Source organism: Terrabacter ginsenosidimutans (assembly GCF_039539425.1).
Taxonomy (GTDB): domain Bacteria; phylum Actinomycetota; class Actinomycetes; order Actinomycetales; family Dermatophilaceae; genus Terrabacter; species Terrabacter ginsenosidimutans.
In genome coordinates, this window is the sequence record NZ_BAABDC010000005.1 from 193,563 (window position 1) to 214,557 (window position 20,995).

Annotated in this window: 17 protein-coding genes; 7 read left to right on the forward strand and 10 right to left on the reverse strand. The window is 72.3% G+C overall.

Annotation, left to right across the window (positions count from 1 at the left end):
• The first annotated feature begins 81 nt into the window (after window positions 1–81).
• The 3 genes from ABD831_RS15920 to ABD831_RS15930 all read left to right on the forward strand — a co-directional run bounded on the left by ABD831_RS15920 (window position 82) and on the right by ABD831_RS15930 (window position 4,892).
• Complete coding sequence (locus ABD831_RS15920; RefSeq protein ID WP_344948720.1) at window positions 82–1,803, forward strand: ABC transporter ATP-binding protein; 1,722 nt, start codon at window positions 82–84, stop codon at window positions 1,801–1,803.
• Window positions 1,803–3,578, forward strand: coding sequence for an ABC transporter ATP-binding protein (locus ABD831_RS15925; RefSeq protein WP_344948723.1), 1,776 nt, complete (start codon window positions 1,803–1,805; stop codon window positions 3,576–3,578). Before ABD831_RS15920 ends, ABD831_RS15925 begins: the two co-directional genes overlap by 1 nt.
• A gap of 294 nt (window positions 3,579–3,872) precedes the next feature.
• The gene (locus tag ABD831_RS15930) at window positions 3,873–4,892 is read left to right on the forward strand and encodes an SMP-30/gluconolactonase/LRE family protein (RefSeq protein ID WP_344948727.1); all 1,020 of its coding nucleotides are present in this window, start codon (window positions 3,873–3,875) and stop codon (window positions 4,890–4,892) included.
• Window positions 4,893–4,907: 15 nt separating this feature from the next.
• Here the strand turns inward: ABD831_RS15930 and ABD831_RS15935 are convergent, their stop codons facing one another.
• Entirely contained in the window at window positions 4,908–6,575 is a 1,668-nt protein-coding gene (locus ABD831_RS15935; RefSeq protein ID WP_344948729.1) for a GMC oxidoreductase, read from the reverse strand.
• 79 nt (window positions 6,576–6,654) lie between these two features.
• Window positions 6,655–7,776 carry a GuaB3 family IMP dehydrogenase-related protein gene (locus tag ABD831_RS15940; protein ID WP_142178735.1) on the reverse strand — a complete coding sequence of 374 codons (1,122 nt, stop codon included), beginning with the start codon at window positions 7,774–7,776 and terminating at the stop codon, window positions 6,655–6,657.
• Window positions 7,777–7,905: 129 nt separating this feature from the next.
• On the opposite strand from ABD831_RS15940, the gene ABD831_RS15945 reads away from it, so the two are divergent.
• A complete protein-coding gene (locus ABD831_RS15945; protein WP_344948732.1) occupies window positions 7,906–9,393 on the forward strand; it encodes a peroxidase family protein in 1,488 nt (495 codons plus the stop codon).
• 78 nt (window positions 9,394–9,471) lie between these two features.
• On the opposite strand, the gene guaB is transcribed toward ABD831_RS15945, so the two are convergent.
• From guaB to ABD831_RS15960, 3 genes are read right to left on the reverse strand one after another with little or no spacing between them, the layout of a single operon-like run.
• Window positions 9,472–10,989 carry an IMP dehydrogenase gene (guaB, locus tag ABD831_RS15950; protein ID WP_142178737.1) on the reverse strand — a complete coding sequence of 506 codons (1,518 nt, stop codon included), beginning with the start codon at window positions 10,987–10,989 and terminating at the stop codon, window positions 9,472–9,474.
• 42 nt (window positions 10,990–11,031) lie between these two features.
• Window positions 11,032–12,051 carry a hypothetical protein gene (locus ABD831_RS15955; RefSeq protein WP_344948734.1) on the reverse strand — a complete coding sequence of 340 codons (1,020 nt, stop codon included), beginning with the start codon at window positions 12,049–12,051 and terminating at the stop codon, window positions 11,032–11,034.
• Between the two features lie 14 nt (window positions 12,052–12,065).
• Window positions 12,066–12,632, reverse strand: a complete 567-nt coding sequence (locus tag ABD831_RS15960; protein WP_344948737.1) for a sigma-70 family RNA polymerase sigma factor — start codon at window positions 12,630–12,632, stop codon at window positions 12,066–12,068.
• 383 nt (window positions 12,633–13,015) lie between these two features.
• Here ABD831_RS15960 and ABD831_RS15965 point away from each other — a divergent pair, with 383 nt between their 5' ends.
• The gene (locus tag ABD831_RS15965) at window positions 13,016–13,303 is read left to right on the forward strand and encodes a WhiB family transcriptional regulator (protein ID WP_142178740.1); all 288 of its coding nucleotides are present in this window, start codon (window positions 13,016–13,018) and stop codon (window positions 13,301–13,303) included.
• Window positions 13,304–13,504: 201 nt separating this feature from the next.
• On the opposite strand, the gene groL is transcribed toward ABD831_RS15965, so the two are convergent.
• On the reverse strand, window positions 13,505–15,118 hold the full coding sequence (gene groL, locus ABD831_RS15970; protein ID WP_142178741.1) for a chaperonin GroEL: 1,614 nt from the start codon (window positions 15,116–15,118) through the stop codon (window positions 13,505–13,507).
• Window positions 15,119–15,244: 126 nt separating this feature from the next.
• Entirely contained in the window at window positions 15,245–15,541 is a 297-nt protein-coding gene (groES, locus tag ABD831_RS15975; protein WP_142178742.1) for a co-chaperone GroES, read from the reverse strand.
• Between the two features lie 276 nt (window positions 15,542–15,817).
• Here groES and ABD831_RS15980 point away from each other — a divergent pair, with 276 nt between their 5' ends.
• Complete coding sequence (locus ABD831_RS15980) at window positions 15,818–17,059, forward strand: class I SAM-dependent methyltransferase (protein ID WP_344948741.1); 1,242 nt, start codon at window positions 15,818–15,820, stop codon at window positions 17,057–17,059.
• A gap of 110 nt (window positions 17,060–17,169) precedes the next feature.
• On the opposite strand, the gene ABD831_RS15985 is transcribed toward ABD831_RS15980, so the two are convergent.
• The 3 genes from ABD831_RS15985 to ABD831_RS15995 form a co-directional block, all read right to left on the reverse strand.
• A complete protein-coding gene (locus tag ABD831_RS15985) occupies window positions 17,170–17,658 on the reverse strand; it encodes an SRPBCC family protein (RefSeq protein ID WP_344948744.1) in 489 nt (162 codons plus the stop codon).
• A gap of 85 nt (window positions 17,659–17,743) precedes the next feature.
• On the reverse strand, window positions 17,744–18,577 hold the full coding sequence (locus ABD831_RS15990; RefSeq protein WP_344948746.1) for a PfkB family carbohydrate kinase: 834 nt from the start codon (window positions 18,575–18,577) through the stop codon (window positions 17,744–17,746).
• The gene (locus ABD831_RS15995) at window positions 18,577–19,563 is read right to left on the reverse strand and encodes a nucleoside hydrolase (protein WP_344948748.1); all 987 of its coding nucleotides are present in this window, start codon (window positions 19,561–19,563) and stop codon (window positions 18,577–18,579) included. The genes ABD831_RS15990 and ABD831_RS15995 overlap by 1 nt, the downstream gene beginning before the upstream one ends.
• A 77-nt stretch (window positions 19,564–19,640) precedes the next feature.
• Here ABD831_RS15995 and ABD831_RS16000 point away from each other — a divergent pair, with 77 nt between their 5' ends.
• The gene (locus ABD831_RS16000; protein ID WP_344948751.1) at window positions 19,641–20,945 is read left to right on the forward strand and encodes a glycoside hydrolase family 3 N-terminal domain-containing protein; all 1,305 of its coding nucleotides are present in this window, start codon (window positions 19,641–19,643) and stop codon (window positions 20,943–20,945) included.
• Window positions 20,946–20,995 lie beyond the last annotated feature (50 nt).

Sequence of the window (20,995 nt, forward strand, 5' to 3'; positions counted from 1 at the left end):
CCTCCAGTCGGCTTGAGGTCCTACGGTCGGGCGGTGACCCCGACGATAAATGGTGTGAGGCGCTCCGTCGCCGACCGTACGATGAACCAAGTGATCTCGCTGCCCCACGCCGACCCAGGCACACCCGACCTGACGAGCCCGACGGCATACCTCCGGTGGGTCGGCAGGGGTCAGTGGCGCACCCTCGTCGTCGCCATCGCCTTCGGCATCGTGTGGCTCGTCAGCCAGGCGCTCTTCCCCGCCGCGATGGGCAAGGCCATCGACGAGGGCATCATCGGCGGTGACGCCGGCTCCCTCCTGCTGTGGTGCGGCATCCTCGTCGGCCTCGTGACGATCAGCGCCCTGTCCGGCGCGATGCGGCACAAGTACGCCGTGGCGAACTGGATGCAGGGAGCCTTCCGCTCGGCCCAGCTCATCGGCCACAAGGCGGCCGACACCGGTGAGGCGCTGACGCGCTCGGTCCCGACCGGTGACGTCGTCGCCACGGTCAGCTCCGACGCGATGCGCATCGGCGGACTCTACGACGTGTCAGCGCGGTTCGCCGGCGCCGTCGTGTCCTACGTCGTCGTCGCCCTCATCCTGCTCAACGCCTCGACACCGCTCGGCCTCGTGGTCCTCATCGGTGTGCCGGTGCTCGTGGCCTGTCTCACCTTCATCGTCCGCCCGCTCCAGGCGCGCCAGCTCGCCCAGCGCGAGGAGTCGGGCAAGCTCATCGGGCTCGGCGCCGACACCGTCGCCGGCCTTCGCGTGCTGCGCGGCATCGGCGACGAGCACACCTTCCTGAGCAGGTATGCCGTCCAGTCGCAGTCCGTGCGCCGGGTGGGCAACCGGGTGGCCGGGTACCAGGCGGCGCTCGACGCGGCACAGGTGCTGCTGCCCGGGCTCTTCGTCCTCGTCGTGGTGTGGCTCGGTGCCCGCTTCGCCATCGCGGGCGAGATCACCGCGGGCCAGCTCGTCGCCTTCTACGGCTACACCGCCTTCCTCGTCATCCCGCTGCGCACCGCGACCGAGATGGTCGACCGGGCGACCCGCGCCCACATCGGCGCCCGCAAGCTGACGACGATCCTGCGCGTCGAGCCCGATGACGTCGACACCCAGGATGCCCAGCCGCTCCCGAGCGGGCCGGCGCGTCTCGTCGACCCCGCCAGCGGTGTGACCATCGAGCCCGGTCGCCTCACCGTGGTCGTCTCGGCCCGCCCGGAGCAGTCCGCCGCCCTCGCGGACCGGCTCGGCCGCTTCGGCGCCGGCGAGACGGACGTGCGCCTCGACGGCACGCGCCTGGCCGACGCCTCACTCACAGAGGTGCGTCGGCGCATCGTCGTGTCCGAGACCGACCCGCGCCTGTTCACGGGCACGCTCCGCGACGAGCTCGACCCCTGGGGGGAGCACGACGACGCGACGATCCTCGACGCGCTCTCCGTCGCGAGTGGCGACGACGTGCTCGAAGCCCTGCCGGGGGGTCTCGACAACGAGGTCGAGGAGCGCGGCCGCGCCTTCTCCGGCGGCCAGCGCCAGCGCCTGGCACTGACCCGCGCGCTGCTCACGGGTGCCGAGACCCTCGTGCTCGTCGAGCCGACGAGCGCCGTCGACGCCCACACCGAGGCCCGCATCGCCGGACGCCTGGCCGCGGCTCGCGAGGGACGCACCACGGTCGTCATGTCGGCGAGCCCGCTCATCCTCGACCAGGCCGACCACGTCGTCTTCCTGCGCGAGGGCACGGTCGCAGCGACCGGCACCCACGGCCAGCTGATGGCCGACGATCCCGACTACCGACGCACCGTCGTCCGAGGAGAGGAGGACTGATGTCGCTGACACCAGCGCCGTCCACGCGCACCCTTCCCGTGGCCGACATGGACTCGGTCAGGAACCACACGCGCGGGCTGCTCCGCCGTCACCGCGGCAGCCTCGCGACGGTCATCGGACTGCACGCCGTCGCCGCCTGCGCGGCCCTCGTGGCCCCGCGCGTCATCGGCCTCCTCGTCGACGAGATCAGCCACGGGCGGTCCCTCGACGTCGTCAACCGGCTGGCCCTGTGGATCGCCGGTGCCGTCGTCGTGCAGACGGTCGTCACGTGGTTCGCCCGGCGCGCCTCGTTCGTCATGGGCGAGACGGTCTTCGCCGAGCTGCGCGAGCAGTTCATGGAGCGGGTCGTCGAGCTGCCGCTCTCGACCGTCGAGCGCGCCGGCACCGGCGACCTCGTCTCGCGCACGACCAACGACGTCGAGGCGCTCTCGCACGTCATCCGCTTCGGCATCCCGTCGATCTTCGTCGGCGCCGTCACGACGGCCATCACCGTCGTCGCCGCCTTCCTGACCGGGTGGCAGGTCGCGCTGGCGATCGTCGTCGGGGTGCCGATCCTCGTGCTGTCGACGCGGCGCTACCTGCGCCACGCTCCCGACGGCTACCTGCGCGAGCGCGCGACGTATGCCGTGCTCAACGGCGTCGTCACGGAGTCCGCCGACGGTGCCCGCACCGTCGACGCCCTCGGCCTGCGCAGCCGTCGGCGCCAGCGCATGGACGACGCCCTGCACGACTGCTACGACGCCGAGCTCTACACGCTGAAGCTGCGCATGCGGTGGTTCCCCTCGGTCGAGTTCGCCTTCTTCGCCCCCGTGGCGGTCACCCTGCTGTGGGGCGGCTACCTCATCTCGCGCGACGTCGCGACGGCCGGCACGGTCACCGCGGTGGCGCTCTACGTCCAGCAGATGGCGGGGCCCCTCGACGAGCTCATCTCGTGGCTCGACGAGATCCAGGTCGGCGCGACGAGCCTGGCCCGCGTCATCGGCATCGCGGACGTGCCGGCCGACCGGGCCGCGACCGGTGAGGAGCCGGAGGACGACCGCCTCGAGGTCGAGGACGTGCACTACTCCTACCGGGCGGGCCGCGACGTCCTGCGCGGCGTCTCGCTCGACCTCCGACCGGGTGAGCGCCTCGCCATCGTCGGCCCGTCCGGCGCGGGCAAGTCGACGCTCGGCCGCCTCATGGCCGGCATCGACGGGCCCCGCGAGGGACGCGTCGACGTCGGCGGTGTGCGCCTCGTCGACCTCGAGCTCGCGCAGCTGCGCGGCCAGGTCGCGCTCGTGACGCAGGAGCACCACGTCTTCGTCGGCTCCCTCGAGGACAACCTGCGCCTCGCGCGGCCGGGGGCCACTCGCGAACAGCTGCTCGAGGCGCTCTCCGCCGTCGATGCGCGAGGCTGGGCGCTCGCGCTGCCCGACGGGCTCGACACCGTCGTCGGCTCGGGCGGCCACCGCCTCACCGAGCCGCAGGCGCAGCAGCTGGCCCTCGCGCGGCTCGTCCTCGCGGACCCGCACACGCTGGTCCTCGACGAGGCCACCTCGCTGCTCGACCCACGGGCGGCCCGGCACCTCGAGCGGTCGCTGGCCGCCGTGGTCGAGGGGCGCACGGTCGTCGCCATCGCCCACCGCCTCATGACGGCGCACGACGCCGACCGCGTCTGTGTCGTCGAGGACGGCCGGATCAGCGAGATCGGTTCGCACGAGGAGCTGCTCGAGGCCGACGGGGCGTATGCCGCCCTGTGGCGCTCGTGGCGCGACGAGCCCCAGCCCGCCCGCTGACCGGCGCCCTGACGACGGGGCCACCCGACCAGACCCCCAGGGGGTCTGGTGGCTCCGTCGTCACGCGCGAGCAGGGCCCCGAAACGACTTCGGCAAAGAAACGACAGGACCCGTAACCCGGCCCCGGCTGCCTCGTTGTCAGCGCGGTGCCGGGCTGTTTCTCGACCGGTTGCTAGCCCGCACCGCCGGGTGGGGCCGTCTCTGAGGGGTGACGGCCTCACCCTCCCTCTCTCTTGGGGTGGACCGCGCGCCGGCTCCCCGCTGCGTCACAGGCTCGGTGCCTACCGTCGGACCATGAACGGGCTGCCCCGTCTCATCACCGCCATCGCGGCCCTCGTCGCGCTCGCGGCCTGCACGTCGCCGCCGACCACACCGACCACGTCGGCCACCCGGCCCCCACTGACGGCGACCTCGTCCCCTACGTCCCCGACGTCCCCGCCCTCCTCGGTCCCGCCGTCGAGCTCTCCCCGCACCTCGCCCCCGGCAACCGGCCCTGGACGGACGACGCGGCCCCCCACCGGCGCCGGTCCCGCACCGACCTCGTACCGCTCGACCGTCGTGCACCACGGCAGCGACCACCCCGACGACCTCGTCCTCGACGCGTCAGGGGCGCTGCTCTACAGCGACTACACCAGCGGAACGATCAGCCTGTTGCGCGCAGACGGCACGAGCACGGTCATCCACCGCGGCCTCGACGGTCCCGAGGGCCTGGTCCTGCTCGCCGACGGCACCCTCGTCGTCGCCGAGGAGAACACGAACCGGGTGCTCGCGTTCGCGCCCCGTGCCTCCCGCGCGCACGTCCTGACGACGTTGCCCGGCCGGCCGGTCAAGGTCACCTGCCATGAGGGTGTCGACGGGATCGCTTGGGACGCAACCACGCACACCCTCGTCGTGCCGGACCCGGTCACCGGCGCCATCTACCGGATGGCCCCGGACGGCTCGAACCGCACCCGGCTGTCCGGCGGTTTCGTGCACCCGGTCGGTGCGGCGGTCGGTCCCGACGGCTCGGTCTACGTCGCGGACGAGTGCGGCGGCGACGTGTGGCGACTCGGCGCGGATGGCAGCCACACTCGCGTCGCGCGCGCCAGCATGCCCGACGACCTCGCCCTCGACGGCCACGGCAACCTGCTGGTGACGGACGTCCGGCACGTCCGGCACGACCTCCGACGGTGGCCGCTCGCCGGAGGCCCCTCCACGGTGCTGGCCCGCTCCGGACTCATCGAGCCGCAGGGCCTGCTCGTCGATGCGGCGGGACGCATCTACGTCTCGGACGACCAGACCGACGTCATCCTGCGCCTGACGCCCACCGGCTGAGGCTCGCGCCCGGGGTCAGGCGTCGACGAGGCGGTAGGCCTCGCCCTGGGCCGGCCGCCGGTCGGTCTCACCGCGAGCCGGCCACAGCGACACCGCGCGCTCGGCCTGCGCCGTGATGGTCAGGCTGGGGTTGACGCCGAGGTTGGCCGACACCGCCGACCCGTCGAGCACGTGCAGCCCCGGGTAGCCCCACACGCGCTGGTAGGGGTCGATGACGCCGGTCTCCGGCGAGTCGGAGATGACCGCCCCGCCGAGGAAGTGCGCCGTCATGGGGATGTCGAGGACCTCGCCGATGGACGAGCCGGGCCACGCCCGCTCTCCCGTGGCGCGCTCGAGACGCGAGGCCATCGCCCGCACCGCCACGTTGCCCTCGGGGATGTAGGTCGGGTTCGGCTCGCCGTGGCCCTGCTCCGACGTCAGCCCCCACCCGAGCAGGCCACGCCGGCGGCGGACGGAGATCGAGTTGTCGCTCGTCTGCATGACGAGGGCGATGACCGTGCGCTCGCTCCAGCGCCGGGTCGACAGGGACCGGGCGAAGACGAGCGGGTGTCGCCCGGCCGTGCCGACGAACCGCAACCACCGTGGTATGCCGCCACCGCCGTCGACCTGCATGACGGCGAGCGCTCCCATGAGGTTGGAGCCCTTGCCGTAGCGGACGTTCTCGACGTGCGTGGTGTCGGTGACGTGGAAGCTCGACGTGATGGCGACGCCCTTGGTGAGGTCGACATCGCCCGGGACCCGGGAGGTCATCGCGCCGCCGAGCGCCTCGGAGTTCGTGCGGGTCTGCTCCCCGAGCCGGTCGGACAGCCGTGGCAGTCCGAGCCCCTCGGGCTGCGCCTTCATCGCCTGCAGCAGCTGCGCCGTGCCCCAGGCACCGGCCGCGACGACGACCTGCGCGGCCGTGACCGTCCGCTCCCCCGCCCGGCGCCGGCTCCACGCGCCGCTGCGGACGGTCGTGACGGCATACCCCTGCTCCGGCGCAGCCGGGTCGAGCGGGCGCACGCGGGTCACCGTGCGCAGCGGCTCGATCACGACCCCGAGCCGCTCGGCGAGCGCGAGGTAGTTCTTGACGAGGGTGTTCTTGGCGCCGACGCGGCAGCCCACCATGCAGTTGCCGCACTCGGTGCAGCCGGTGCGCTCGGGTCCTCGGCCGTCGAAGTAGGGGTCCGGGACCCGCTTGCCGGGCTCGCCGAAGAAGACGCCGACGGGCGTCTTGCGGAAGCTATCGGCGACCCCGAGGTCCGCCGCGGTGTCGCGCATCAGCTGCTCGACCGGGCCCTCGCACGGGTTGACCGTGACGCCGAGCATGCGCTGGGCGGTCGCGTAGTGCGGTGCCAGCTCGGCCTGCCAGTCGGTGATGTGACCCCACTGGCGGTCGCGGAAGAACGGGACCGGCGGCACGTAGAGGGTGTTCGCGTAGTTGAGCGACCCGCCGCCGACGCCGGCGCCGCCCAGGATGAGGCAGTGGGGCAGCCGGTGGATGCGCTGGACCCCGAAGAGGCCGAGCCGCGGCGCCCACAGGTAGCGCCGCACGTCCCAGCTCGTCCGGGCGAAGTCCTCGTCCTCGAAGCGGCGCCCCGCCTCGTAGACGTGGACGCGGTAGCCCTTCTCGGCGAGGCGCAGCGCGGCGACGGACCCGCCGAAGCCGGACCCGATGACGACGACGTCGTGGTCGAACTCCATGCCCCCACCCTAGGCAGAGCGGGGGCGAGAGGCTACCGGCAGTAACCTTCGCCACACGTCCCCGGTGACGAGCCGCCGGTCAGTTGCCGAGGTAGGGCGACACGACGACCTCGACACGCTGGAACTCCTTGACGTCGGAGTAGCCGGTCGTGGCCATCGCACGCTTGAGGGCGCCGATGACGTTGGTGGCCCCGTCGGCCTGGCGTCCCGGACCGAAGAGGACCTCCTCGAGCGACGCCTGGCCGCCGAGGGCGATGCGCTCACCACGCGGCAGCTGCTGGTGGTGGGCCTCCGGACCCCAGTGGTAGCCGCCGCCGGGAGCGTCCGTCGCCCGGGCCAGCGCCGCGCCGAGCATGACGGCGTCGGCGCCGCACGCGACGGCCTTGACGATGTCTCCGGACGTGCCGACCCCGCCGTCGGCGATGACGTGGACGTAGCGACCGCCGGACTCGTCGAGGTAGTCGCGACGGGCGGCGGCGACGTCGGCGACGGCCGAGGCCATCGGCGCGTGGATGCCGAGAGCGGTGCGCGTCGTGTGGGCCGCGCCCCCGCCGAAGCCCACGAGGACACCGGCTGCACCGGTGCGCATGAGGTGCAGGGCGGCCGTGTAGGACGCGGCCCCGCCCACGATGACGGGCACGTCCAGCTCGTAGATGAAGCGCTTGAGGTTGAGCGGCTCGGCCCGACCCGACACGTGCTCGGCAGAGACCGTCGTGCCCCGGATGACGAAGAGGTCGACGCCGGCGTCGACGACCGTCTTCCAGTGCTGCTGCGTGCGCTGCGGCGAGAGCGCGCCGGCGACGGTGACGCCGGCCTCACGCAGCTGGCGCAGCCGCTCGGTGATGAGCTCGGGCTTGATCGGCTCGGCGTAGATCTGCTGCATCCGGGCCGTCGCGTCCTCGGGACCGATCTCGGCGATCTCGCGCAGCTGCGCGGTCGGGTCCTCGTAGCGGGTCCAGAGGCCCTCGAGGTCGAGGACGGGCAGGGCGCCGAGCTTGCCGAGCACGATCGCGGTCTCGGGCGAGACGACGGAGTCCATCGGGGCGGCCATGACCGGGATGTCGAAGTGGTAGGCGTCGATCTGCCACGACACCGAGACCTCCTCCGGGTCCCGCGTGCGCCGCGAGGGCACGACGGCGATGTCGTCGAAGGAGTAGGCGCGCCGTCCGCGCTTGCCTCGGCCAATCTCGATCTCGGTCACCGACCGATCCTATCGACAGCCGGGCGCCGTTCCTCGCGCTCGTCCGGGCCGGGGCCGGATGCGCGCCGGCGAGCCGGCCACGCGTCAGCGCCGGACGTATCAGCACATAAGACGCGGGCACTGACCCACATGGCACACGGAACAGCAGATGCGGGCGTCCTCACGCCACAGTCCACCTTCTACGAGCAGGGCCGGTTCGGCCGCCTGTTCCCGACGCTGCCGCCCTTCTCCGCCGACACGCCCACCGTCCGCCGAGCCCTCCTGGAGCTCGGCAGGCCCGGCGGGATCATGGACGCGCAGGAGGGCACCGATCCGGTCGCGCTCATCGTCGACCCGACGCAGAGCGCGCACAACCCCAACAACCCCGACCTGACCGCCGGCATGACCTTCCTCGGCCAGTTCCTCGACCACGACATGACGTTCGACCCGACGAGCTCGCTCGCGCGGCGGCAGGACCCAGAGTCGATCCGCAACTTCCGCATCCCGGCGCTCGACCTCGACAGCGTCTACGGCGGCGGCCCGGGCGTCAGTCCCTTCCTCTACGACCACGCGGTCGACGGCGGCGCCACGAGCTTCCTCGTCGAGGCCATCCCCGGATCCGATGCCGTGTCCCTCGGGGGGACCCGGACGGACCTGCCCCGCAACGCCCAGAACGTCGCCCTCACCGGGGACCCCCGCAACGACGAGAACCTCATCGTCAGCCAGCTGCACCTCGCGATGCTCCACTTCCACAACCGGGTCGTCGCCGACGTCAAGGCCGACCTCGGCGCGGTCCTCACCGTCGAGGAGGTCTTCGCCGAGGCGCAGCGGCTGGTGCGCTGGCACTACCAGTGGATGGTGCTGCACGAGTTCCTGCCCAAGACCGTGGGCACGCAGACGGCCTCGGACGTGCTGACCCACGGCCGCACGTTCTACGCCTGGCGCAACGACCCGTACATCCCCGTCGAGTTCTCCGTCGCGGCCTACCGCTTCGGCCACTCCCAGGTGCGCCCGTCGTACCGCGCCAACTTCGGCACGTCCGCGACCGACCCGAGCCAGCAGTTCTTCGCCCTGATCTTCGACCACACCGTCCCGGGCGGCACGGCCGACCCGGCGGACCTGCGCGGCGGCTGCCGTGCCCCACGACGCTTCGTCGACTGGCAGACGTTCTTCGACTTCGGCGACGGTCGCGCCCGGCCCAACAAGCTCATCGACGTGACGCTCTCGTCGCCCCTCTTCGCGCTCATGGGCCAGTCGACCGGGACCCCGGTGTCGCTGGCGCAGCGCAACCTGATCCGCTCGCTGACGATGAAGCTGCCCTCGGGGCAGGCGGTCGCGCGGGCGATGTCGCTGCCGGTGCTCGCCCCGGCCGACCTCGCGGACCTCGCGCCGCTGCACCTCGACCTGCGCACTCCCCTGTGGTTCTACATCCTGCGCGAGGCCCAGGTCGTCGCCCAGGGCCGGCACCTCGGGCCGGTGGGCGGCCGGATCGTCGCGGAGGTCCTCCTCGGGCTCGTCGAGGGCGACGCGGACTCCTACCTCGCGCAGGACCCGGGCTGGACCCCGACCTACGGCACCGCGAACGACTTCACCATCGTCGACCTGCTCACCGCGGCCGGCGTCGTGGCCACCTTCTGAGCGGCCGGTGGCTCACCGTCCGACGACGTATGCCGTCCCGCTCGGTCGCGGGACGGCATACGTCATCGTCGGCCGGGCTCAGCCGACGGTGTAGTTGGGCGCCTCGACCATGCCCTGGATGTCGTGCGGGTGGCTCTCCTTGAGCGAGGCCGACGTGATGCGCACGAACTGGCCCTTGTCCTGCAGCTCCGGGATGGTGCGTGCGCCGACGTAGAACATCGACTGGCGCAGCCCGCCGAGCATCTGGTGGGCAACCTGCGCGAGCGGGCCGCGGTAGGCGACGCGCCCCTCGATGCCCTCGGGAACGATCATGTCGTCGGACTCGACCTCGGCCTGGAAGTAGCGGTCCTTGGAGTAGGACTTCTTGCCGCGCGAGCTCATCGCGCCGAGCGAGCCCATGCCGCGGTAGGCCTTGAACTGCTTGCCGTTGACGAAGATCAGGTCACCGGGGCTCTCCTCGCAGCCGGCGAGGAGCGAGCCGACCATGACCGAGTCGGCCCCGGCGACGATCGCCTTGGCGATGTCACCGGAGTACTGCAGGCCCCCGTCGGCGATGACCGGGACGCCGGCGGGCTTGCACGCCTGTGCCGCGGCGTGGACGGCCGTCACCTGCGGGGCACCGACACCGGTGACGATGCGGGTCGTGCAGATCGAGCCGGGACCCACGCCGACCTTGACGGCGTCGGCGCCGGCGTCGACGAACGCCTGGGCGCCCTCGCGGGTCGCGACGTTGCCGCCGATGACCTGGACGTGACGGGTGGCGGGGTCGCTCTTGAGGCGCTGGACCATCTCGATGAGCAGTCGCACGTGGCCGTGGGCCGTGTCGGCGACGAGCACGTCGACGCCGGCCTCGATGAGGGTCGTCGCCCGCTCCCACGCGTCGCCGAAGTAGCCGATGGCCGCGCCCACCATGAGGCGGCCGTCGGCGTCGTTGCTCGCGTCGGGGAACTGCTCGCCCTTGACGAAGTCCTTGACCGTGATGAGCCCGGCGAGGTGGCCCTCGTCGTCGACGATCGGCAGGCGCTCGCGCTTGTGCTGGCGCAGCAGCGCCGTCGCCTCGTCCCGACTGATGCCGACCGGACCCGTGATGAGCGGCATGGGGGTCATGACGTCACGCACGAGCGTCGTCGCCCACTCGGCGACCGGCGTGAAGCGCAGGTCGCGGTTGGTCACCATGCCGATGAGCTTCTTGTCGTCGCCGATGACGGGCAGGCCCGAGACGCGGTACTCGCCGCAGATCGCGTCGAGCTCCTCGAGGGTGCGGTCGGGGCCGATGGTGATCGGGTTGGAGATCATCCCGGTCTGGGTCCGCTTGACGAGGTCGACCTGGTAGGCCTGGTCCTGGATCGAGAGGTTGCGGTGCAGGACGCCGAGGCCGCCCTGGCGGGCCATCGCGATCGCCATCCGCGCCTCGGTCACGGTGTCCATCGCCGCGGAGACCAGCGGCGACCGGATCGACAGCTCGCGGGTGAGGCGGGTCGTCGTGTCGATGTCGTTGGGGGCGAGGTCGCTGTAGCCCGGCAGGAGGAGGACGTCGTCGTACGTCAGCCCCATCGAGGCGAAAGCAGCGGGCACGTCAGACGATCCGAGGCTCATTGCCCGATTCTACGGGCTGCCGGGATGACGTCCGCACACGCGTCAGGAGGCGGGGTCCCCGGTCGTGGGAGCGCTCGGGACGACGCCGTCGGCGAGAGTGTCGAACACGCCGGTGACGCTTGCCCCGGCCGTGCCGACAGCACCGGTCGTGGGCCTGGGAGCGGGTGTCCTGCTCCCCCTCGGCGGACTGGTCGGGCTGACGCCGGTCGAGCGGGCCTTCGAGGTCGTGGTGGTCAGCGGGGCGAGCGTCGTCTGCGGGGCCACCGCCTCCGGGCTGGGTGTCCCCGTCGGGGAGGAGGTCAGGGTGGGGGAAGGGGTGGAGGCCGGGGTCGGCTTCTTGCCGCCCTTGGTGCCAGGGGTGTCGGGTGTCGGCTTCTTGCCGGTGTTGGCCGTCTGGGGCGTCCCCGTCTGGGCGCCGCCGCCCTGGTCGGCCGAGTCGCCCTGGTCGCCGTCCTGTCCGGTCGTCCCGCCGGCCTCCGAGCCGGCGGCACCTGTCTGACCGTTGCCCTGACCGTTGCCCTGGCCGTTGCCCGTCGCTGCCTTACCGCCCTGGCCGTTGCCCGGCTGCCCCGTGCCGACCCGGCCCTCGAGGGCGACGCCCGGCAGCACTGCGCCGGCTGCTCCGTGCTGCGCCGCGACCATCGCCGCCGGCAGCAGCACGATGGTGCCGTCGTCGCGACGGGCGAGGACGAGTCCCCTGGCCTGCCTGGTGCCGGACGTCTGCGGCAGACCCAGCCGGGTCAGCAGTGCGCTCGAGGCGTCGCTGCGGGCGCTGTCATCCATCATCCTGATGATCCGGGCGCGCTCGGCCTGGCTCGGGCCGTTGGACGGGAGGGTGACGGCCGCGGCGACACCGGCGCCGGAGGCGGCCACCGCGAGGGCTGCGAACGCCCCGAAGTAGCGGTGCTTGTTGGCGATGCGGCGGCGGCTCGTGCGTGACGGCAGCGGAGTGTCGGCCTGGGCGGCGAGCGCACCGAGCAGCCCGGCGAGGGGCTCGGAGCCCGCGTCGACCCGGCCGGCGAGGCGGTCGAGGAAGAGGTCGTCGGCGATGAGGTCGCTCATGGGAGACAGGTCGTTCATGCCACGTCACCCGCCCCGGCCTGGGCGATCATGGCTCGCAGCTTGGTCAGCGCCCGGTGCTGAGCGACGCGGACCGCACCGGTGGACATCCCGAGGGCGGCGGCGGTCTCGTCGGTGCTCATGCCGACGGCGACGCGCAGGGTGAGGATCTCGCGCTGCTGTGCAGGCAGCTGCTGCATGAGCGTCATCGCGGCCGCGGCGTCGTCGCGCATGACGGCCAGGGACTCGGGCGTGGGCCCGTCGTCGGGGCCGTCGGGCAGGTCCGCCACGGGCGAGGGTGCGCGCATCGCGGCGCGCTGGGCGTCGGCGAGCTTGCGAGAGGTGATCGTGTAGACGAAGGCCTCGAAGGGCAGGCCACGCTCCTCGTAGGTCGGCAGGGCGGTCACGACAGCCATGCACACCTCCTGAGCGACGTCCTGGGCCGTGTCCTCGGCGCCGAAGCGGCCGAGGCGGACGCGGGAGTACCGCAGGGCCATGTCCCTGACGCGGGCCAGCAGCACGTCGCGCGCGTTGGAGTCACGCGCGGCGAGCGCCGCAAGCTCACGAAGCGATGGAGCGTCCATCCGCTCCATCGCACCAACACCACCCGGCGTTACGCCGGTGTGTGTGGACCACCCAAGACCCATGAGAGTCGTCGTCCCCCCGAACTGTCGTCTGTGCTGGTGACGCCGTCGTCTGCGCCCCGGTCGAGCTGGTCGGGTTGGCCCGGAGCGCACCCATGCTAGTGGGCGATGGCGCCTCCCGGGACGAGCGCGACGCCCGCAACTCCCTTCGAGGACGAGCATGCCATCCAGATGGCAATTCTTGAACAAGTCCTTAAGATTCCGCTCTTTATCCGTGATCGGGGGCGCGGTTAGCGTCGATTCCGCGGTCCCGCACCAGATGTCGTGCACCGAACGGGCCGGTACGACACGGCGGCAACCCCGCCCCACCGAGAGACGAGTTCATGGCCGAGATCACCCGCCTACCCGGACCGGTTGCCGACCTCTGGGACTGGCAGCTGGACGGGGCCTGCAGAGGCGTCAGCCCCGAGGTCTTCTTCCACCCCGAGGGCGAGCGTGGACCTCGCCGCCGCAACCGAGACGCGCAGGCCAAGGCCGTGTGCGACGCGTGCCCTGTGCTGACGCAGTGCCGCTCGCACGCCCTCGAGGTCCGCGAGCCCTACGGCGTGTGGGGCGGGCTGACGGAGTCCGAGCGCGAGGTGCTCTACGACGGCATCCAGCAGGCCTCCTGAGTCCCTGACGGCCGCCGGCACACGTCGCCGGCGGCGCGAAGCCCCTCGGCCCACCGCGAGACACGACGGGGTCGCGGAGGTCGAGCAGCAGCGAGGGCCGCTCCCCATCGGGGAGCGGCCCTCGCCGTATGTCCGGCAACGACCGGGGCGCCCTCAGGCGACCCCTGTCGTATGCCGTGTGGTGCGGTTCGTCAGGTGACCTCAGTGGCCGTGGCCGTGACCGTGGCCGCCGGCCTCGGGCTCGTCCTCGGGCTTGTCGACGACGAGCGTGTCGGTCGTGAGGATCATCGACGCGATGGACTCGGCGTTGCGCAGCGCCGAACGGGTGACCTTGACCGGGTCGATGACGCCGGCGGCGATGAGGTCGCCGTACTCGCCCGTGGCCGCGTTGAGGCCCTGGCCGAGGGGCAGCTCGGCCACCTTGGACGTGACGACGTAGCCCTGCAGGCCGGCGTTCTCGGCGATCCAGCGCAGCGGCTCGGCGACGGCCTTGCGCACGATGGACGCGCCCGTGGCCTCGTCGCCGGTCAGCTCGAGGGCGTCGATGGCCGAGGCGGCGTGGATGAGGGCGGTGCCGCCACCGGCGACGATGCCCTCCTCGATCGCGGCCCGCGTCGCGGAGATCGCGTCCTCGATGCGGTGCTTCTTCTCCTTGAGCTCGACCTCGGTGTGCGCGCCGACCTTGATGACGCAGACGCCGCCGGCGAGCTTGGCGAGACGCTCCTGGAGCTTCTCGCGGTCCCAGTCGGAGTCGGTGCGCTCGATCTCGGCCTTGATCTGGTGGACGCGGCCGGAGACCTCGCCCTCCTCGCCGTTGCCGTCGATGATCGTCGTGTTGTCCTTGGTGAGGACGACGCGGCGGGCCTGGCCGAGGACGGTCAGGTCGGCCTGGTCGAGGCTCAGCCCGACCTCGGGCGCGATGACCTGGCCACCGGTGAGGATGGCGATGTCCTGGAGCATGGCCTTGCGGCGGTCGCCGAAGCCGGGGGCCTTGACGGCCGCGACGTTGAAGGTGCCGCGGATCTTGTTGACGACGAGCGTCGAGAGGGCCTCGCCGTCGACGTCCTCGGCGATGATGAGCAGCGGCTTGCCCGACTGCACGACCTTCTCGAGCACGGGGAGGATCTCGGCGACCGAGGAGATCTTGCCCTGGTTGATGAGGATGTAGGCGTCCTCGAGGACGGTCTCCATGCGCTCGGTGTCGGTGACGAAGTAGGCCGAGAGGTAGCCCTTGTCGAACTGCATGCCCTCGGTGAACTCGAGCTCGGTCGCCGTCGTCGAGGACTCCTCGACGGTGATGACGCCGTCCTTGCCGACCTTGTCGAACGCCTCGCCGATGAGGCCACCGAGGGTGGCGTCCTGGGCCGAGAGCGTGGCGACGGAGGCGATCTCGTCCTTGCCGTCGACCTCGCGGGCGTTCTCGAGGAGGCGGTCGTTGACTGCGGTGACAGCCTTGTCCATGCCGCGCTTGAGCGCGGCGGGAGCGGCACCGGCGGCGACGTTGCGCAGGCCCTCCTTGACCATGGCCTGGGCGAGCACGGTCGCGGTCGTCGTGCCGTCACCGGCGACGTCGTTGGTCTTGGTCGCGACCTCCTTGGCGAGCTGGGCGCCGAGGTTCTCGTACGGGTCCTCGAGCTCGATCTCGCGGGCGATGGTCACGCCGTCGTTCGTGATCGTGGGGGCGCCCCACTTCTTGTCGATGACGACGTTGCGACCCTTCGGGCCGAGCGTCACCTTGACGGCGTTGGCGAGCGCGTTGACGCCGCGCTCGAGCGACTTGCGTGCGGAGTCGTCGAACTCCAGCTGCTTGGCCATGATGTTCCTTTGGCTCGGATTGCGTTGCGGTGCTTAGGGATTCCGGGCAGACCCGGGTCAAACGAGACGCACCCCGGCGAGACCCCAGCGGGGCTCACCGGGGTGCGTTCACGGCATACGGCTGATTCAGCCGACGATGGCGAGGACGTCGCGCGCGGAGAGGATGAGGTACTCCTCGCCGCCGTACTTGACCTCGGTGCCGCCGTACTTGCTGTAGATGACCTTGTCGCCGACCTTGACGTCGAGCGGGACGCGCTCGGTGCCGTTGTCGTTGAAGCGGCCGGGGCCGACAGCGAGGACCTCGCCCTCCTGCGGCTTCTCCTTGGCCGTGTCCGGGATGACGAGGCCGGAGGCAGTGGTCTGCTCGGCCTCGAGGGACTTGACGACGATGCGGTCTTCGAGCGGCTTGATGGCAACCGACACGGTGGTGACCTTCCCTTCGGGACAGTCGAAAGAATGACTACGGACTGTGGGCTCTTCGAGGCTGGCCGCCGTCGCGGGGGTCGACCTCCCTCGATGAGGGCGCTGGCACTTTCAGGTCGAGAGTGCCAACAAGAAGAAATCTAGGTTTGCGGTTAGCACTCGGTCAAGTCGAGTGCCAATACTCGGGTGCTCGCAGGGCCAGCGGCTCTGCGTCCCCGGGCACTCCGAACGGCCCGCACCGGCGGTTGCCGGGCCGGCGACTGCGAGGATGAGGCCATGGATGCCGCGATGGTCGACCGCCTGTCCGCGGGCGAGGGCTGGGCGCTGCTCCAGTCGCTGCCGCCCTACGACGAGAGCGGGTCGCTGCACCTGCAGGGCCGCCTGCGCGAGGCCGGCTTCGCGCCGGACCTCGTCGCAGCCGCGATGACCCAGTCGCGGCTGCGAGCGCGCGGCGCTGCGAAGTTCGGCGACTTCGCCGCCGGGATGCTCTTCACCCCCGACGGGCTCGAGCAGGCAACACGTCTGGCGATCGCCGCGAGGCACGCCCACCGCTACGCCGCTGCCGGGGTCCGGGACGTCTACGACCTCGGGTGCGGGCTCGGCTCCGACGCCATGGCGTTCGCCGGACTCGACCTCACCGTCCACGCCGTCGACGCCGACGACACGACGGCACGCATCGCGGCCGTCAACCTGCGCCACTGGCCGTCCGCGCGGGTCACGCACGCGCTCGCCGAGGACGTCCAGCTGCCGCAGGGGGAAGGCCGACGCCACTTGGGACTGTGGCTCGACCCGGCCCGGCGCGTCACCGGCGTCGCCGACATCAGCGGCCGCACCAAGCGCGTCTTCTCGCTCGACGCGATCTCGCCGTCGTGGTCGCAGGTGCTGGCCTTCGCCGAGCAGGTCCCGGCGACCGGCGCCAAGCTCTCCCCCGCCTTCCCCCACGGCTCGGTGCCTCGCGGCGCCGAGGCGCAGTGGACGTCCTGGCACGGCGAGGTGCTCGAGTGCGCCGTCTGGTGGGGGCCGCTCGTTGCGACGTCCGGACGCACCGCCGCCGTCTGCACCGAGTCCTCGACGTCGGTCGTCACCGAGGACGATGCGTTCGACGGCGGCCTCCAGCCGGGGCTGACGTCGATCAACGACGTCGGCGAGTGGCTCTACGAGCCGGACCGCGCGATCATCCGGGCCGGCCTGACGGGGGCACTCGTCGCCGCGGTCGACGGTGCCGAGCTCGCCACCGGGGTCGGCTACGTGACGAGCGGCCGGCCGCGTGAGCTGCCGTGGGCCCGCCGCTTCCGGGTGGTCGAGGCGATGCCGCTGTCGACGAAGCACCTGGCGCGCTGGCTGCGCGACCACGGCCACGACCGGGTGACGATCAAGAAGCGCGGCGTCACGCTCGACGCGGACCTGCTCCGGCGCCAGCTGAAGATGACCGGGCGCGGCAAGGGGGGCTCGGAGGCGACCCTCGTGCTCACGCGTGTGGGCGGCAGCCAGGTCGCTCTCGTCGTGACGCCCGCCTGACCCGGGTCGACGGTCTGCGTCGGGTGCGGCATCGCCGGCTGGGTCCGGCGACCTGTCACCGCTGGGAGAGCAGGTCGCCGGACCGAGCCCGGGTCACCGAGCACGAACGCTCAGGAGGTGACGGCATACAGCTCGTGCAGGGCGCTCCACGTGACGTCCCAGTCGGGCCCGGGCAGGCCTGCGACGTGGGCCTCGAGTGAGCGCACGTAGGTGTCCCAGCCCGCGGCATACCCCGCCACCTGCGTCGACGTCAGCCGCTCGTGGCGCAGGACGAGGCGCGAGCCCTCACCGTCGGCCGTCACGTCGGCGGTGACGACGGTCGCGACGTCGCGGATGGGCCACTCCCAGACGAGCCGGGTCGTCGGCTCACACGTCACGATCCGGCACTGCGGGGTGTCGGCGTCGTCGAAGTGGATGGTGAAGCGTCCGCCGGGTCGCAGGTCACCCGTCACGGGCGCGAACCAGCGGGCCAGGCGCTCGGGGTCGGTGCAGGCCTGCCAGAGGTCGTCGGGGGTCGTCGCATAGTGCCGGTCGAAGACGACGGCGACCACGTCACCGTCCCGCTCGATCCGGCCCAGCACCTGCGTCAGCTCGCTCATCCTGGCTCCTGTCGTCGCATCTCGGGTCTCTGGCGTCAGAGTACCCTTTTGGTTACGTACCCTACAAGGTACACAGCGAGAGACGTCAGAGCGCGGCGTCGGGCTGAGCACCCACCCAGCGCACGGCGGCCGCCCCGGCCTCGTTGGCCGCCTCGAGCGCCGCCCGAGGGCCCGCGCCGTCCGCGAGCGCCGCAGCGAGCGCCCCGCAGAACGCGTCCCCGGCCCCGACCGTGTCACCCACCTGCGCCGTCGGAACGGGTATGCCGTCGACCCCCTCGGTCCCCCACCGCGCACCGGCTGCCCCGAAGGTCACGAGCAGCGACTGGGGCAGGAGGTCGGAGTCGGCGAGCTGACGCATCTCCGACTCGTTGACCACGACCGGGTCCGCCAGCGCGATGACGTCGGGCGGGAGGGCGGCATAGGGGGCCAGGTTGATGACGACGCGGGCACCCGCTGCGTGGGCGGCGCGGGCCGCGTCGGCGACGGTGCCGAGGTCGACCTCGAGCGAGCAGAGCAACACGTCACCCGGCTCGAGGCGACCCGCCTCGTGGGCGAGCGACGGGTCCGGCTCACCGTTGGCGCCCGCGATGACGACGATCGAGTTCTCGCCCTGCTCGTCGACGGTGATGAGGGCGGTCCCGGTCGGAGCCGTGCGGCTCGTCGAGACGGGCGACGCGTCGATGCCCAGGGCGGCGAGGCGCTCGACGTAGGCGGCGCCCGCCTCGTCCGTCCCGACCCGGGCGAGCATCTGCACGTGGCTCGTTCCGGCACGCGCCGCTCCCGCGGCCTGGTTGCCACCCTTGCCCCCGGCGAACCTGCCCGCGGCCTGCCCGAGCACCGTCTCGCCCGGTGACGGGTGCCGCTCGACGAGGGTCACGACGTCGACGTTGAGCGAGCCGAGCACCGCGACCCGGCCCATCAGGGTTCCCCCGTCCGGCCGAGCAGCGTGTCGCGCCACAGCCGCGCGTAGCGCTCGCCGTCGACATCGAGCGCGACCTCGACACGGACCGGCGCCTCGCCGTGGGGGTCGCGCTCGATGGCCCCGCTCCAGCCGCGGCGGTCGACGATGGTGCGCCCCCGGGACCACGAGCCCGCGAGCTCGACCCGGAGCGGCAGCGTCTCGGTGCGCAGTGCCGCCCGGTCGATGACGGCACAGACGGCACCCGCGTCGCCGATCGTGGCATCGCCGCCCAGTCGCTCGCGCTGGAAGTCCATGAGGCGCCCGCCGAGCTCGGCCGGGCCACGACCCCCCACTGCCACCAGCTCCGCGGCCGCCTCTGGCGTGATGACGGGCTCGTAGAAGACGTCGAGGCCGTACATCGTCACCGGGATGCCGAGGTCGGCGGCGGCGTCGAGCGTGATGGCCGCAGCCTCGGGGTCGTGGAAGACGTTGAACTCGGCCGAGGCGGTCGCGTTGCCGACGTGGGCCGCCCCGCCCATGAAGATGATCTCCGAGATGCCCTGTGCCGCAGCGGGATACGTGCGCAGCAGCAGCGCGATGTTGGTCAGCGGCGCGAGCGGCACGAGCGTGACGGGGCGGTCGGCCTCTGCGGCCTCGCGGCAGATGTCGCGGAGCATCTCGACGGCGTGGCGCGGGTCGACGGTCGCGGCGGCCGGCCCCCAGCCGAGGTCGGCCATGCCGTCGTCGCCGTGCACGTGCCGCGCATCGTGCGGCGCCTCGAGCAGGGGGCGTTCGGCTCCCCGGGCGACGGGCACGTCGGCGCGACCGGCGGTCTGGAGGACGAGGAGCGTGTTGCGCACGACGTCGTCGACGGGCGCGTTGCCGCCGACACAGGAGACGGCGCGCAGGTCGAGGGCGGGGTGCAGCGCAGCGAGGAGCAGCGCGCACGCGTCGTCGACGCCGGTGTCGACGTCGAGCACGACGGGAGTGGGATGGGTCGTCACAGCGGCAACGTACCTGTTGGGCGCGCACCCGCACGTCGACGCAGAGGACGTGGGTCCGGCCGGGATAGGCTCGAACGATGCGCCAGAGCTCGAGCCGACGCCGCCCGCCCACCATGAGCTGGGCGGTCGTGGCGGCTGCCGTGACGGCGGTCGCGGCCGCCTGCTCGTCGTCGCCGCCCGCCGCCGGGCCGTCCGCCTCGGCGGTGGCGACGACCCCGTCCGGCTCCACGTCGGCCTCGTCCGTCCCGACCTCGGTTCCCCCCACGAGCGCGACCCCGTCGACCACGGGCTCCCCCACCACGACGGCGACCCAGCCCGCCACGCCCTCCTCGTGCGCCCCCACGATCGTCTCGGGCATGGACTCGGACGAACGCGCCGGTCAGCTGCTCATGGTCGGCCTCGACAGCGGTGCGAGCCGCACGAGCCTCGACGCGCTCGTGGCCCGGCGCCACCTCGGCGGGGTCATCCTGCTCGGCGGGTGGACCGGTGGCACCGATCGGGTGCGCGTGACGACCCGACACCTGGCCGCCCTCGCGTCGGCGGAGGACACCGCGGGCCTCGGACTGCTCGTCGCCGCCGACCAGGAGGGCGGTGCCGTGCAGCAGCTGCGCGGCGAGGGCTTCAGTCGTATGCCGTCCGCTCGCGTCCAGGACCAGGGCTCGCCGAGCGGGCTGACCGCCGACGCGACCCGCTGGGCGAACCAGCTGCGCACGGCGGGCATCAACGTCAACCTCGCCCCGGTGGCCGACACCGTGCCGACGTCGATCGGTCGCGCCAACGGCCCCATCGGGCAGTACGACCGTCAGTTCTCGAGCGACCCGGAGCGGGTGTCTCGGATGGTGGGTGCCTTCATCGCCGGCATGCGCGCGGGCGGCGTCGCCTCCACCGTCAAGCACTTCCCCGGCATCGGGCGCATCACCGGCAACACCGACGTCACGGCGCGCGGCATCACCGACCGGACGACGACGGTCGACGACCCCTACCTCGAGCCGTTCCGGACCGGCATCCAGGACGGGGTGGAGCTCGTCATGGTCGGCTCCGCGATCTACAGCCGCATCGACCCGGGCACCAACGCCGTCTTCTCGAGACCGATCGTCACGGACCTGCTCCGCGACCGGCTCTCCTACGACGGGGTCGTCATCACCGACGACGTGGGCGCCGCCAGGGCCGTGGCCGCGGTGCCGGTCGGCGAGCGCGCCACCCGCTTCATCCAGGCCGGCGGCGACATCACCCTCACCGCGCGTCCGAGCACGGTTCCCGCCATGCACGACGCCATGACGAGGAAGATGAAGCAGGACCCCGTCTTCGCGAAGGAGGTCCAGACCGCCGCCACGAGGGTCGTCGACCTCAAGCTGAGAATGGGCCTCGCCCACTGCCGCTGACCGAGGCACACCGCGGCCGCCGGGTGGGCGGTCGGGTGCCCGACGGAGCC

What these genes read in the sequence shown, in the direction of transcription:
- guaB (WP_142178737.1), bottom strand. Translation starts at nt 10,989, where the DNA reads ATGAGCCTCGGATCGTCTGACGTGCCCGCTGCTTTCGCCTCGATGGGG.
- ABD831_RS15955 (WP_344948734.1), bottom strand. Translation starts at nt 12,051, where the DNA reads ATGAGCGACCTCATCGCCGACGACCTCTTCCTCGACCGCCTCGCCGGC.
- groL (WP_142178741.1), bottom strand. Translation starts at nt 15,118, where the DNA reads ATGGCCAAGCAGCTGGAGTTCGACGACTCCGCACGCAAGTCGCTCGAG.
- ABD831_RS16000 (WP_344948751.1), top strand. Translation starts at nt 19,641, where the DNA reads ATGCGCCAGAGCTCGAGCCGACGCCGCCCGCCCACCATGAGCTGGGCG.
- ABD831_RS15985 (WP_344948744.1), bottom strand. Translation starts at nt 17,658, where the DNA reads ATGAGCGAGCTGACGCAGGTGCTGGGCCGGATCGAGCGGGACGGTGAC.
- ABD831_RS15945 (WP_344948732.1), top strand. Translation starts at nt 7,906, where the DNA reads ATGGCACACGGAACAGCAGATGCGGGCGTCCTCACGCCACAGTCCACC.
- ABD831_RS15920 (WP_344948720.1), top strand. Translation starts at nt 82, where the DNA reads ATGAACCAAGTGATCTCGCTGCCCCACGCCGACCCAGGCACACCCGAC.
- ABD831_RS15930 (WP_344948727.1), top strand. Translation starts at nt 3,873, where the DNA reads ATGAACGGGCTGCCCCGTCTCATCACCGCCATCGCGGCCCTCGTCGCG.
- ABD831_RS15965 (WP_142178740.1), top strand. Translation starts at nt 13,016, where the DNA reads ATGGCCGAGATCACCCGCCTACCCGGACCGGTTGCCGACCTCTGGGAC.
- ABD831_RS15980 (WP_344948741.1), top strand. Translation starts at nt 15,818, where the DNA reads ATGGATGCCGCGATGGTCGACCGCCTGTCCGCGGGCGAGGGCTGGGCG.
- ABD831_RS15925 (WP_344948723.1), top strand. Translation starts at nt 1,803, where the DNA reads ATGTCGCTGACACCAGCGCCGTCCACGCGCACCCTTCCCGTGGCCGAC.
- ABD831_RS15960 (WP_344948737.1), bottom strand. Translation starts at nt 12,632, where the DNA reads ATGGACGCTCCATCGCTTCGTGAGCTTGCGGCGCTCGCCGCGCGTGAC.
- ABD831_RS15990 (WP_344948746.1), bottom strand. Translation starts at nt 18,577, where the DNA reads ATGGGCCGGGTCGCGGTGCTCGGCTCGCTCAACGTCGACGTCGTGACC.
- ABD831_RS15935 (WP_344948729.1), bottom strand. Translation starts at nt 6,575, where the DNA reads ATGGAGTTCGACCACGACGTCGTCGTCATCGGGTCCGGCTTCGGCGGG.